Annotated in this window: 12 protein-coding genes; 5 read left to right on the forward strand and 7 right to left on the reverse strand. The window is 67.8% G+C overall.

Translation table 11 applies throughout. The features are described from left to right. The first annotated feature begins 15 nt into the window (after positions 1-15). The gene (locus tag AB1046_RS18655) at positions 16-1,008 is read left to right on the forward strand and encodes an NAD-dependent epimerase/dehydratase family protein (RefSeq protein ID WP_369370788.1); all 993 of its coding nucleotides are present in this window, start codon (positions 16-18) and stop codon (positions 1,006-1,008) included. Positions 1,009-1,045: 37 nt separating this feature from the next. After that, entirely contained in the window at positions 1,046-1,942 is an 897-nt protein-coding gene (locus AB1046_RS18660) for a hypothetical protein (protein WP_369370789.1), read from the forward strand. 8 nt (positions 1,943-1,950) lie between these two features. Here the strand turns inward: AB1046_RS18660 and AB1046_RS18665 are convergent, their stop codons facing one another. The 3 genes from AB1046_RS18665 to AB1046_RS18675 all read right to left on the reverse strand — a co-directional run bounded on the left by AB1046_RS18665 (position 1,951) and on the right by AB1046_RS18675 (position 4,850). After that, entirely contained in the window at positions 1,951-2,358 is a 408-nt protein-coding gene (locus AB1046_RS18665; protein ID WP_369370790.1) for a type II toxin-antitoxin system death-on-curing family toxin, read from the reverse strand. A gap of 6 nt (positions 2,359-2,364) precedes the next feature. Next, positions 2,365-2,550, reverse strand: a complete 186-nt coding sequence (locus AB1046_RS18670; RefSeq protein ID WP_369370791.1) for a CopG family transcriptional regulator — start codon at positions 2,548-2,550, stop codon at positions 2,365-2,367. Between the two features lie 206 nt (positions 2,551-2,756). After that, on the reverse strand, positions 2,757-4,850 hold the full coding sequence (locus AB1046_RS18675; RefSeq protein ID WP_369370792.1) for an alpha-glucuronidase: 2,094 nt from the start codon (positions 4,848-4,850) through the stop codon (positions 2,757-2,759). Between the two features lie 335 nt (positions 4,851-5,185). Here AB1046_RS18675 and AB1046_RS18680 point away from each other — a divergent pair, with 335 nt between their 5' ends. After that, positions 5,186-6,523 carry an ATP-binding protein gene (locus AB1046_RS18680; RefSeq protein WP_369370793.1) on the forward strand — a complete coding sequence of 446 codons (1,338 nt, stop codon included), beginning with the start codon at positions 5,186-5,188 and terminating at the stop codon, positions 6,521-6,523. An 18-nt stretch (positions 6,524-6,541) separates the two neighbouring features. On the opposite strand, the gene uxaC is transcribed toward AB1046_RS18680, so the two are convergent. From uxaC to AB1046_RS18695, 3 genes are all read right to left on the reverse strand, one after another. Next, a complete protein-coding gene (uxaC, locus tag AB1046_RS18685; RefSeq protein WP_369370794.1) occupies positions 6,542-7,978 on the reverse strand; it encodes a glucuronate isomerase in 1,437 nt (478 codons plus the stop codon). Positions 7,979-8,053: 75 nt separating this feature from the next. Beyond that, complete coding sequence (locus tag AB1046_RS18690; RefSeq protein ID WP_369370795.1) at positions 8,054-8,524, reverse strand: hypothetical protein; 471 nt, start codon at positions 8,522-8,524, stop codon at positions 8,054-8,056. A gap of 105 nt (positions 8,525-8,629) precedes the next feature. Continuing rightward, entirely contained in the window at positions 8,630-9,781 is a 1,152-nt protein-coding gene (locus tag AB1046_RS18695) for a response regulator (RefSeq protein ID WP_369370796.1), read from the reverse strand. Positions 9,782-9,859: 78 nt separating this feature from the next. On the opposite strand from AB1046_RS18695, the gene AB1046_RS18700 reads away from it, so the two are divergent. Both AB1046_RS18700 and AB1046_RS18705 read left to right on the forward strand, forming a co-directional pair. Continuing rightward, positions 9,860-10,231, forward strand: coding sequence for a hypothetical protein (locus tag AB1046_RS18700; RefSeq protein ID WP_369370797.1), 372 nt, complete (start codon positions 9,860-9,862; stop codon positions 10,229-10,231). A gap of 1 nt (position 10,232) precedes the next feature. Next, complete coding sequence (locus AB1046_RS18705) at positions 10,233-10,709, forward strand: hypothetical protein (protein ID WP_369370798.1); 477 nt, start codon at positions 10,233-10,235, stop codon at positions 10,707-10,709. A gap of 748 nt (positions 10,710-11,457) precedes the next feature. Here AB1046_RS18705 and AB1046_RS18710 read toward each other — a convergent pair. Continuing rightward, positions 11,458-12,726, reverse strand: coding sequence for an ATP-binding protein (locus AB1046_RS18710; protein ID WP_369370799.1), 1,269 nt, complete (start codon positions 12,724-12,726; stop codon positions 11,458-11,460). Positions 12,727-12,877 lie beyond the last annotated feature (151 nt).

The following is a 12,877-nucleotide window of genomic DNA, read 5'->3' on the forward strand; positions in this document are numbered from 1 at the left end:
GCAAGGATTGGAGCCATGTCCAAGAGCATCCTGTTCATCGGCGGAAGCGGAATCATCAGCCACGCTTCGGTGGCCCGAGCCGCGCGGCTCGGCCACCGGGTAACGGTGCTCAACCGGGGCAGATCCTCGGCCCGTCCGGTCCCCGCGGCGGTGGAGACGCTGGTGGCCGACGCGAACGACGCCGACGCCGTGGCAGCGGCTCTGGGCGGCCGGGAGTTCGACGTCGTCGCCCAGTTCCGGGCGTTCAGCCCGGAGCACGTCGCGCGCGACGTCGCGCAGTTCGCCGGCCGGACCGGGCAGTACGTGTTCATCTCGTCGGCGTCGGCGTACCAGACTCCGCCGTCGGGCCTGCCCGTGCGGGAGTCCACGCCGCTACGCAACCCGTTCTGGCAGTACTCCCGCGACAAGATCGCGTGCGAGGACCTGCTGGTGCGCGAGTACCGGGAGAACGGGTTCCCCGCGACCATCGTGCGGCCCTCGCACACCTACGACCGCACGCTGCTGCCGACGTCGGGCGGCTGGACCGACGTGGCCCGTATGCGGGCGGGCAAGCCCGTGGTGGTCCACGGCGACGGCACCTCCCTGTGGACGATCACGCACACCGAGGACTTCGCCGTCGGGTTCGTCGGGCTGCTCGGCCACCCGCTCGCCGTCGGGGACACGTTCCACATCACCGGGACGCACGCGCCCACCTGGGACCAGATCTACACGTGGCTCGCCGCGGCGGCGGGTGTGGACAGCCCGGACCTGGTGCACGTCGCCTCCGAGACGATCGCCCGCGTGCTGCCCGACGTCGGGCCCGGTCTGGTGGGGGACAAGGCGCACTCGATGGTGTTCGACATCTCGAAGGTGCGGACGCTGGTTCCTGAGTTCGGCACCACCATCACCTACGACGTCGGTGCGGAGGAGCAGCTGTCCTGGTTCGACGCCCACCCGGAGGCGCAGGTGGTGGACGCCGGGCTGGACGCGGCGTTCGACCGGTTGGTGGCCCACGCGCGCTCGATCTGACATTGTCCGATCTGGGCGCTTGCGCCAGGGTTAGCGCATGGCTATCAAGCAGGGGGACCCGGCGCTACTGACGTACCGCTATCTGCGTGTGGCGATCGTTGCGGTGGTGCTGGCGCTGTTCGCGTCGTTGATCATGCAGATCGTCGCCGACCACGGCAGGCTCGCCTCGGGCGAGGAATGGTGGCGCGCGACGATCAGCTCGTACTTCTACACGCCGGTGCAGAGCATCTTCGTGGGCGCGCTGGTGAGCATCGGGACGTGCCTCATCGCGATCAAGGGCCGGCACGGGGCCGAGGAGGTGCTGCTCAACTTCGCGGGCATGTTCGCGTTTGTCGTGGCCCTGGTCCCGGCGCGGCTCGACGCCTCGATGTGCACCAGCGAGCCGTACTGCCTGGACGTGCCCGAGCGGGTTACCAACAACATCGGGGCGCTGCTTGTGGTCGGTGGCCTCGTACTGCTGCTGGCGACGTGGCCCCGACGTCGCGACCTGGGCAGCATCGCGGGCCTTGACCTGTGGCTCACCTGGCTGACGTGGGCGGCGGCCGGCGTCTGGCTCCTGGTGTGGCCGGCGAGCTTCGTGGCGGGGGCGCACTACGCCGCGGCCGTCCTGCTGTTCGTCTGTCTTGTCGCCGTCGCCTGGATCAACGGCACGGACCATGCGGTCACGACCCAGGCCCTCGAACGGCTCCGCGGTCTGTCGGCCGCCGCCTACCGGGTCTGGTACCGGTGGATCGCGGTGGTCATGGCCGTCGTGCTGGTGGGTGGGCTTGCCACCTCGATGATTCTCGACCGGTACTTCCCGGAGTTCTTCCCGCAGACGGTGTTCGTGGCCGAGAGCCTGATGATGCTGATCTTTGTGCTCTTCTGGACGCTGCAGACCATCCAGTTCTGGGACATCGGCCTGCCGGCGCGGGCACGGTCAGGCCAGGACTGAGTGGAGGCTCAAGCGAGCGGGTTCTCGTCAGGCGCGAGCGGCCTGCGCCAGCCCGCGAGTGTTTCGGCGATCTTCGCGACGTCCCGCTGCGAGCCGTCAGCAGCGGCCATGACGAGCTCGTAGACGTCGTCGAGCGGCGGGTCGAAATAGAAGCCGTTGATCTCGTAGAAGGTCGCCACTGCGATCAGGCCGAGGCGCTTGTTCCCGTCGATCAGCGCATGGTTGTTGACCGTCGAATCGAGCAGCGCCGCAGCCTTGAGGTCGAGCGTCGGATAGGCCTCTACGCCCATCATTGAGGCGGCGGGGCGGGTGACTGCCGAATCGAGCAGCCCCGGATCCCGGACCTCTACGGCGCGACCGAGGAACTGTTCCGCGATCCAGAGCAGTTCTGGCGCGGTCAGATAGCGGATCTTCACCTGGGTCTACTTGAGCCGGTCGAGGACCGGGCCGAAGCGGTCGACAGCGCGCCGGACGACGTCCTCGAAATGCGCCCGCTCGTCGACGAACACGCGGATGGCCTCGCGCGCGGCCTCCTGCTTCGAGATCCCGAGCCGTTCGGCAGTGGCGGTGAGGGCGAGGTCCTCTTCTTCGGTAAGGCGAAGGGTCATAGCCATTAGTGTGACTCCTCTGGATCTATTGCGCACTCCGAAATCGCCTTCACGTCTAAGGTATCACCCTGATACCAGACCCGGGCCAGGGTGCACGCCAGGCGGCGCCGATGACTTCTCCGCGCGTCCTCGGTCGGACCAAGGGAGAGCAACAGCCCACACCGGAGGGAAGACCATGGGTAGCGCCCGCGGCGCGTGCCGCGCGCTCAGTAGATCCGGCGCCCCCGCTCGTCCGGGATCCCCGACTTCCGCAGGAAGTAGGTGTTCACCTGGTCGCGCCATTCCGTGGCGCTGCGTAACTGCTCGGCGAGCCGTTCCGAGACCCGCTCGGAGACGCGCGGGTCCACCAGCTTCGAGGCCGCGGACCACGCGCCGATCATCGCCTCGACCTGGGACACCCCCTCGAAGTGGGTGTCGTAGATGTGCTGGATCACGGTCTTGCCGCTGTGCAGCACGTGCGTGTACGGCACGTGGTGGAAGAACAGCAGCAGGGCGTCGGGGCACGTCGACGGCGACTCGTAGATGGCCGACCAGGGTGCCGGGTACTGGCCCGCGTAGCCCGTACCGGTCCGGACCGTGCGGTCCACACCGATCCCGTCGCGGTCCGCGAAGTGGTACGCGCCCCACGGGGTGTACTCGTAACCGTCGACGTCGGGCCCGTAGTGGTGGTCGGGGCGCACCATGAAGCCCACACCGAGCGGCGCGGTGTACTGCTCGTACGTCTCCCACGACCGGTCAAGCACGGCATGCACCGCCTGCCCGACGGCGTCCGGCGCGCCCGGGAACGTCAGGCCCACCCACTCGTCGAGCACGGCACCCGGGTCGAGGGTGGGGTCCCAGCACAGCCGTCCGTAGGCGTAGAGGTTGGCCTGGGCGAACGGGTGCCCCGTCCAGAACTCGTCGTCGCCCACGTTGGAGACTGCGGCGAAGCCGCCGGCGGGCTTGTGCCACGTGCCGGTGCCGGGATCCTCCGCTGCCTTGCCGCGGCCGGTGGCGAGGTCGGCCACCGTGGGCGAGCCGTCGTCCCGGCCGTCGGGGTCCCAGAAGCGGAACCCGAGGAGCTGGCTCCACTGCGGCCCGAGGTACACGGCGTGCTGCTGCTGGCCGGTGTACTCCTGCGTGACCTGCAGCTCCAGGGCGACCCGCGTGCGCGGCATCGCGGCCAGCACGGGGGAGAGCGGTTCGCGGACCTGGAAGTCGAGCGGGCCGTACTTGACCTGCACCACGACGTTGTCCGAGAACGTGCCGTCCAGCGGGCGGAGGTGGTCGTACGTGGTGCGGGCGCGGTCGGTCGACCGGTCGCGCCAGTCCTGCCGGTGGTCGCGGACGAACGCCCGCCAGTGGATCAGGCCGTCGTACGGCTCGACGGCGGCGGCCAGCATGTTCGCGCCGTCGGCGTGGGTGCGCCCGTAGGTGAACGGGTCTGGCCCGCCGTCGGCGTCCGCCATGACCACAAACCCGCCGAGGTCCGGGATCGCGCCCCACACCCGCGCCGCGACCCGCACCCACCAGTGCGCGACGTTCTGGTCCAGCGGGTCCGCGGTGCTGAGGCCGCCGAGCAGGATCGGGGACGCGAACGACACCGACAGGTGCACCCGGATCCCCCACCGCCGGAACACGGCGGCCAGCCGGACCACATCGCCCAGGTCGTCCGTCAGCAGCCGGGCCTCGTGCTCGTGCACGTTGACGTTGTTGATCGCCACATGGTTGATCCCGACGGCGGCCAGCAGCCGGGCGTACCGCTCCACGCGCGCCAGATCCCTGCGGACCAGACCGTCGTCGTAGAAGATCGAGCCGCCCGAGTACCCGCGTTCGACCTGGCCCGTCGTGGGGTGCGCGTACACGTTGTCCCAGTGGTCGAGCATCCGCAGGTCGGTGGCGGGGGCATGCGTCTCGTCGGCATCGGGGCCGTCGAACGCGGCCTCACCCAGCCGTACTACGTGGAACAGTCCGTGCAGCAGCCCGGCATCGTTAGGTGCCTGCACGACGACGGCGCCCGCCTCCCGCGTGAACCGGAAGCTCTCGTCGGCCGTGGGGTCGGTGGCCGACGTCGTCGAGACGACCAGGGCTTCGACCGGCTCGCCCGAAGAGGGCGCCAGCGTCAGCACCAGCTCGGCGTCGGCCACGCCGTCACCCACCTCGAGCCGCGAGAATCCTCCGCCGAACCGCTTGGTCGCCGCCGCGACCTCCTCTGCGACGGTTCCGGTGAGCGCGCCGTCGCCGGCCACCACTACCCGGCGGCTGCCGATCGCGGCGAACGCGTCGTCGGGCAGCCAGGCCGCGTGTACTACTTCAGTCATGGACCGTCCCGTCCGTCTTGCGGTTGATGGGGAGGTTTGTGGGGCCTACTCACCCTAACGCCGCGATCGGTTCACGCTCGCGCTCACGCCGAGGAGCTGCCACTGCCCGACCGGCTGCACCCGGACGCGGCGACAAACCGGCTCATCGGGGAGCGGTTCGCGAAGCACGTGTTCGGCGAGGGCGGGCCGCTGGAGTTCAGGCTGCCCACTGTGCTTGATCAGTTACTTGATCTACTCTTAAGCAACTTAGTCGTGAACATGATCAGCACAGGGGAGTCGAGTGGCGGAAGACGATGTCATCGACCTGATCGCAAGTCTGCGACGGAGACCGGCGCATGGTCGAGGCCGAGGTTGGCCTTCTGTATGCGAACCGCACCCAGCCTAAGTACGACGCGGAGGCTGTGCCGGAGACATCCCTGAAAGACCTGGATATCGACAGCGTTCGTCGAACCCTTGAACGAGTCCGGCGTGGGTCGGCGGCTCTTGCTCGGGTTGAGGACAATGTCGCACTGACACGAATCGGTGTGCTCGCCGAACCGAGCGATGAGTCCGCTCTGACTCTTGCGGGCTTGCTCGCCTTCGGCTCGTACCCCCAGCAGTACTTTCCTCAACTCATGTGCTCGCTTGTCGTCCACGCACCGGGAGGTGTCACCGGCGAGACCCGATTCCTCGACAACGCGACTCTGCGCGGCTCGATCCCAGAGATCGTCGACTCTGCGCTCGCCATGATGCGACGAAACCTCGCTGCACGAGCCGTCATGAGTGACACCGGTCGGACGGACAAGCTGGAGTTCCCGCTCGGCGTCGTGCGTGAAGCGCTGGTCAACGCGTTGATGCATCGTGACTACAGCGGCATTACCCGCGGGACCCAAGTCCAGGTCGAGCTCTTTCCGGACAGGCTTGAGATCCGGAGCCCCGGGGGGATTTACGGTGGGATAGCCGTCGAGGACCTCGGTGAAGAGGCGGTCTCGTCGTCGAGGAACGCCATTCTGGCGGGGTTGCTCTCCGATACCTACATGCCGACGTCGCGCGAGATCGTCGCAGAGAACCGTTCATCCGGGATCCCGACGATGATCGCACTTGCACGCGAGAATGGATTGCCTCGGCCGAGTTTTCGGAGCACGGTCAGCTCGTTCGTCGTGACCGTTAATCGGTCGCAACTTCTGTCACCAGAAGTCCTGAGCTGGATCTCAGCGCTGCAGATCGCAGGGCTGACACCTGCACACGAAATCGCCCTCGCCATGATGCGCGCAGGTGTTGTCACGAATGCGGCGCTCCGGCAGTGGGGCGTCGACCGGATCCAGGCGGGGCAGGTGCTACGCGACCTGGTCGAATGGGGCGTCGCGGTCAAGGAGGGTGGTCGGAGGTACGCCACGTATGTTCTCGACCCCAGGACGCGGGATGCGGGTGCGTTCGCAAAACTGGCGAGGGGCTCGAATTCGGCTGGCGACCCGAACCCAACCGAGATGTCGGCAAAGGACCAGATCGCGGACGCTGTCCGGACCGCAGCACACGAGGTGAGCGCGCAAGACATCGAAGTGGCGACAGGGTTGAGCCGTCCAACAATCGTCAAGTACCTCCGCGGTCTGATCGAGGCTGGGGAGGTCACGCCGATCGGTTCCGCACGCAGTCCCCAGCGTCGGTACCTGTGGTCCGGTCGGGCTACCGCCTAGGCCTCGGCAGCTGGGCGTTCACCCGGCCGCGTAGGCCAGCTTCGGCAGGTGGTAGGCCAGGTCGGCGGCCGTGTCGACGGCCTCGGCCAGGTCCAGGCGGTGTTCCGCTACCAACCGGGCCAGGTATCCGGCGTCGATCCGGCGGGCCAGGTCGTGGCGGGCCGGGATCGAGCAGAACGCACGTGTGTCGTCGACGAAGCCCGACATGTTCGAGAACCCCGCCGTCTCCGTGGCGGCTTCCCGGAACCGGCGCATCGCGTCCGGCGCGTCCAGGAACCACCAGGGCGCACCCAGCCGCAGCGCCGGGTACACGCCGGCCAGCGGCGCGAGCTCGCGCGAGTACACGTCCTCGTCGATGGTGAAGGCGATCATCCGGAAGGCCTCCGAGTTGCCGAACGCCTCCAGCACGGGCCGCAGGCCGTGCGCGAACTCGACGGCCACGGGAATGTCGTACCCCCGGTCGGGACCGAACGTGGCGGCCACCGCCGGGTCGTGATCGCGCAGCACACCGGGGTGGAACTGCATGACCAGGCCGTCGTCGGCGGCCATCGCCGCCATCTGGAACAGCATGTGGGCGGAGAAGGCTGCCTCCTCCGCCGCACTGATCGCCGCGCCGTCCCCGCCCGGCTCGCCGCGCAGCGCCTTGTCGAAGAGGGCGCGCGCGGCGTCGTCGGGCAGCGGGGTGGTGTCCGCACTGAGGTGACCATGGTCCGTGGCCAGGCCGCCCGCGGCGACGAAGGCCTGGCGGCGCTCGCGGAGCGCCGCCAGGTAGCCGGCGTACGTGTCAGTTGCGATGCCCGACGACGCGGCGAGCCGCTCCAGGTCGCCCCGCCACGTCGACCGGGCCGGGTGCAGCAGCGGGTCCGGCCGGAAGGTCGGCAGCACCCGACCCGGCAGCTCGGCGGCGAGCCGGGCGTGCGCCTCCAGCGTGCTCCAGGCCGGGTCGGTGGTGCCGATGACCTCGATGTTGAACTGATCGAGCAGGGCCCGCGGGCGGAACGCGGGGTCGGCGAGGCGCTCGGCGATCTGGTCGTAGACCTGGTCGGCGGTCTCGGCCGACGGGCGCACTGTCACGCCGAAGATCTCGACGAGCTCGTGCTCCGTCCAGAACCGCGTGGGTGTGCCCCGGAAGTGCTTCCAGCCCGCGCAGAAGCGCCGGAAGATCTCGCGCGGGTCGTTCTCAAACCCTGGCGCATCGGCCGGGCCTATGCCCAGCTCCGGGAGCTTCGCGCCCTGTGAGACGAGCATCCGCACCAGGTAGTGGTCGGGGACGACGAGCAGCTCCGCGGGGTCCGGGAACGGCTCGTCGTCCGCGAACGCGGCGACGTCGACATGGCCGTGCATCGACACGATCGGGAGGTCGTGGACCGCCAGGTAGATCTCGCGGGCGATCGGCCGCGTCACGGGATCCGCGGGCAGCGCCCGGTCGGGGTGCAGGGTCCAGACGTCGGTCACGGGCTCCTCCTGAGGCGTCGCTGCCGGCTTTGGCAATCGCTTGCACAGGTCATCGTAGGGCGTCGCGGGACCGGCTCAGGCGTCCCGACGCCGGACCGCGCTGACCCGCCGTCGGGCGACCCAGAGCAGGGCCAGCGCGCCCAGGACCAGGGCGACCTGGATCGCGACGCCGACGGGGTGCAGACCGTACTGGCTCGCCTGGACCAGGAACCCGGCCCAGCAGTAGGTGAGCAGGGCGCCGGTAAGGACGGCGAGCTGGTGTCGTTCGGTCCAACCGGTCCGGCGGCTCTGGCGCACGATGACAAATCCCGCCGTCACGAGGGCGAGCACCGTGACCGCAACCGCTACCGGGGCGGGGAACAACCCGGCCTCCGCACCGAGCTCGTAGCTGAGGAAGACCAGGCTGCCGGCCAGCAGCGTGAACCCGGCCAGCGCGACTGGCGGCCGGGCGCCAAGCGGGTCATGGCTGGTGCCGCCTTCTTCTTCTGGGCTGGTGTGGGCGTATTGGTCATGTGATCCAGCCTCGGCGGGCCGGTCCCGGCGCAACAGCGCCGTCGGGACTGGTCCGGCGCGTCGTCCGTCGGTCTCCGGCCAGTACTTCCGGACCGGGCCGCTCGGGACCGCCCGGCTCGACGCGGCGGCGCCGCGGCGTCAGGCCGACCGCTGCGCCAGGACCGCGAGCTGGGTGCGGTTGGCGCAGCCCAGCTTCTCCATCAGCCGCGACACGTGCCCCTTGACGGTGCTCTCGGCCAGGTAGAGGGTCCGCGCGACGTCGGCGTTGGAGTGGCCCTCACCGACCAGGTTCAGCACCTCGCGCTCGCGCTCGGTGAGTGCATCGACCCGGGGGTCCGACGCCGGACGCGCCTCGCCGTCGGCCAGCCGGAGCAGGCGCTGTGTGGCCTCCGGCGAGAGCACGTCCATTCCGCGTGCCGCCGCTCGGATCGCCTCGATGATGGTCGCCACCGGCGCCGTCTTCAGCGTGAAGCCTCGCGCGCCCGCGCGCAGACCGGCGACCAGTGCCTGGTCGGAGTCGACGGTGGTCATGAGCACCACGGCCGGCCCGTCGTCGGACCTGGTCAGGGCCGCAGCCGCGTCGATCCCGTCCACGCCGGGCATCCGGATGTCCATCAGCACGACGTCGGGCCGGGTCCGGGTAGCGAGGTCCACGGCCTCCGCGCCCTCTCGTGCGGTGCCGACGACGCGCACGCCGTCGACGGCATCGAGCTCCTGCTGCAGGTAGCCGCAGACGAGCGGGTCGTCGTCGACAAGGAGCACGGTGAGGTCGGTCATGAGGTTGATCCTGCCGCCGCTCCCGGCGTCGGCGCCATGCCAGCCACGTGCAGGGGAACGGTCACCCGGAGGCGGAACCGGTCGCCGTCGCTCCCGGCGGCGAGCTCGCCGCCGAGCATCTCCGCGCGCCGGGTGATGCCGAGCAGACCGGTTCCAGAACCGCTCCGGGCCAGGCTGTCGGCCTGCCCGTCCGGGCCGCCTGCCTGCGGCCTGGCCGTCGGCGTCCGGGGCCAGCGAGTTCTCGACGACGACGGCGCAGTGGCCCGGGCCGACCTCCAGCCGCACCGTCACCGGCGTGCCCGGGGCGTGCTTCGCGGCGTTGACCAGCCCCTCCTGCACCGCTCGCACCAGGCAGCGGCCGGCGGCGTCCGACAGGCCAGCGTCTGGCCTTGTGTCCGGCCTTGCGTCTGGCCCGGCATCCAGCCCGGCGTCCGGCTCGGGATCCGACCCCGTGCCCGGTTCCGGAGGCAGGTCCAGGCTGATGCGCTGCCCCAGGTCCCGGCCGGCGAGCACCAGCTCCTCGATCTGCTGGGCCGTGTGGCGTACTGGTGCGGCGCCGTCGTCATGCTGCCAGGGGTCGCTGGAGATGCGGTGCGCTCGATCGCCTTTGCCAATTCACTGATGGGTGTAGTTGACGTTGCCATACACTGCACCTCAACAGGTGCAGACTGCACCAATATGGGAGAACTTTCCCTTTATGCTGCGCAGGCCGGCAACGAAGCCTTCTGGTCGTTCGCTTACGCAACCATATATGCGGCGAGCGGCGTCGGAATCGGCGCTGCTGCTGGAGGGGCTTTGGGTGCAATGTTTGCTGTAGTGGGTGCAGGCCCAGGGGCAGCCATTGGTTCAGTAACCGGAGGTATTATGGGGGCTGGCCTTGGTGCGATGGCTGGTGCCGCAACGGGGCGTGGGATGAACACTGGCATTGAAAGGCATTGGCGACGTAACGGATGGATTGACTAACGTGAATTCCGAGCTATCGCTATTAGGGTTGTTGTTCAGGGTTGTTCTCGGGGTTTCTGGAGGCGTTGCGACGGCGGCGGGACTTGCTGGGATTATCGGTATTTTGCGTGGAAAGACCGTTCTAGCCGGCGCGAAAGATTTTGAAGAGTTTGTAAAATGGCACTGGAATGACCCGGACCAAGCGGCGGCCGTGCTCCGAACAAGGGCTCACCTCTTTTCGGTCGTTCTCGTTTCGGGCCTTGTTGCCCTTTCCTTCGGAATCTTCGGACGGCGCTTTGAGGCCGCATCGCTTTTCCTATGGTGTGTATCGCTCTTTGTGATCGCTCTGTGGTGGTGGCTCGAACGTCAATTTGCCTGGCCCGGATGGCTCGTAGCGCGCGAGGCCCGAGGTACACGAGGCTTGTTCCAAGCTCGGCGTGATGACCGTCCGCAGATCCGTCAGAGTGGCGACGATGGTGAGGACGTCGGTAGCAGTTGACTCTGGGCGGCTGAATGCGGGCGGTATCGAGCCGACCAACCGTAAGGAGGCGACCTTTAGAAGTTCGTGACTCACTACACAATAAGTGCGCATCGTCGGATGGCCCTCCGGCCACTCGCTGTCGAGATCGTGCTGGCGTTGGTTGCCATAGCTTTGGGTTTCGCTTTCAACCCAACGGACAGTCGAGCGCTTCCGGCGTTGTCCGCTGTAGCGGTACTTCTAACCCTCTCTGGTGCAGTGAGGGCTGGCATTTGGCTGCTGGTCGGAGGATGGTGCACACTCACGATCGCCAACGATGTCACGACACTGGAGTCCCGGACTCGATGCGTGGACTATCCAATTGAGGGTATTCGTTCGATAACGATCACCCCGGGTGACGCATGGCCGGAGCTGTCACGTTGGGCCACATTGCCCGCGATCTCGGTTGAATTGGTTCATGGAGAAAAGGTAAGTGCGAAGATCCTCCTGCCCGACAGGCGGGTAGCGGCGGTCAATCGCGAGATCGAAAACGCTCTTTTGCCCCGACAATAGGTTCGAGCGCTCATTCGGGATGTCCAGAGTGGCCGCCGGGCTTAGGTCAGCACGCACCCTCAATCTGGATGGGCCCAAAATCTCGCCACCGTTCCTCGCCAGAGCGGCATCATGGACAGTCACGGTTCTTCTTCGATCACCTCAGCGACGAGGAGATCGCGGAATGGGAGTCCTCGCACTGGCGATCCACCTGACGTGAGCTGCGCCGCCGAGAGCCCTACGGTCCGAGCAGCGCAGCCGGTACCACGGCGACGCCGTCCTCGCGGCGATGGGCCCAGGGCCCCGGAGTAATGACGAGCATGTCGGTCAGGGTCTCGCCGAGCTCTCCCTTGAGCCAAAGCAGATGGCGGACATCTCGGCTGCTCGGATTCTGAGTGACCTTGACCTCGATCGCGATAACGCGGCCGTCGGGATGTTCGACGATTATGTCGATCTCCCTGTCGCCGGAGTCCGAACGCATGTGGAAGACCCTGGCGTCGGTGATCTGCGCGTAGACCTGGACCGACTGGGCGACGAGGTTCTCGAACAGTGCACCGAGGAGCGCACCCTCGTAGAGGGTCGGACGACTTCCCTCGGATCCGCGCAGCAACGCACTGGGGCTCACTCCGAGCAGATGTGCGGCAAGCGCCGGGTCGGCGAGCTGGTGCTTCGGAGAGCGAGCGAGGCGGTTGAGACGATTCCGGCTCGGCTGCCAGGCAGGCAGGGGATCCAGCAGCCAGAGCTGCTCAAGCACGGTGCGGTATGACTCCGCGGTGTGGCGTGACGGCGGATCGCCATCTCCGGGTGTGGCGGCTTTGAGGATCCGCTGGTACGTGGTTGTGGTGGAGGTCGCTGCGGCGTACGCCGTCAGCCAGTCCCGAAGGGCCTGCGGCTTGCGGACTGCGAGTCCCTGCTCGGGAAAGGAGCGCTGCACGATCGAGTGGATGTAGCCCTCCAAGCGAGCGCTGCGGGATCGCGCGGACAAGCCATGGAGGTCGGGGAACCCCGACCCGGTGATCTCGTTGGCGTAGTCAGGGAGTCCGAGTTCGGTGCGCCCGTCGATCCTGTCGGCGCCGTCGAACAGCGCAGACAGGCTGACGGTTGGGTGCTCGATACCGCGCTCAGCCAGGCTGAGTGGTCGCATCCGGAAAGAGACCATGCGTCCGGCTCCGGAGTGGGTCGGGGCTTCGGTCGGGACGGAACTTCCGGTGAGGAGGTAGGAGCCGTCGTGGTCGTCTACGGCGCGACGCACCAGGTCCCATGCGCGGGGGAATCTCTGCCACTCGTCCAGAAGGAGGGGATGATCCACTCGCCGCACGCGGTCCGGGTCGCCCGCTAGCAGATCTCGCTCAACGGGATCGTCCAGGGCAATGACGGTCGCCGCACGGCGTCGTGCTGTCTCCGTCTTGCCGACGCCTTTTGCGCCGAAGATCTCGATCGCGGGCAACTCGTCCGCAATCTCGTCGAGTACATCGTCGAGAACGCGACGACGGTAGCTCGCCACCATCGGTATCCCTTCCGGATTGGTCCAGCCGGACAGATCCTGGCCCGACTACTGGACAGATTTAGGCGTATCTACTGGACGAATTTCTGCCATCCTACTGGACGGATTCCACCCACTCTACTAGGCAGATTCCGGCTCGCAATCGGAGGATGCC

Origin of the sequence: Promicromonospora sp. Populi (assembly GCF_041081105.1) — a bacterium.
Lineage (GTDB): Bacteria > Actinomycetota > Actinomycetes > Actinomycetales > Cellulomonadaceae > Promicromonospora.

Bases quoted from the DNA above. Each gene is read 5' to 3' on its own strand.
- AB1046_RS18655 (WP_369370788.1), top strand. From the start codon at position 16: ATGTCCAAGAGCATCCTGTTCATCGGCGGAAGCGGAATCATCAGCCAC.
- AB1046_RS18660 (WP_369370789.1), top strand. From the start codon at position 1,046: ATGGCTATCAAGCAGGGGGACCCGGCGCTACTGACGTACCGCTATCTG.
- AB1046_RS18670 (WP_369370791.1), bottom strand. From the start codon at position 2,550: ATGACCCTTCGCCTTACCGAAGAAGAGGACCTCGCCCTCACCGCCACT.
- AB1046_RS18675 (WP_369370792.1), bottom strand. From the start codon at position 4,850: ATGACTGAAGTAGTACACGCGGCCTGGCTGCCCGACGACGCGTTCGCC.
- AB1046_RS18680 (WP_369370793.1), top strand. From the start codon at position 5,186: ATGGTCGAGGCCGAGGTTGGCCTTCTGTATGCGAACCGCACCCAGCCT.
- AB1046_RS18710 (WP_369370799.1), bottom strand. From the start codon at position 12,726: ATGGTGGCGAGCTACCGTCGTCGCGTTCTCGACGATGTACTCGACGAG.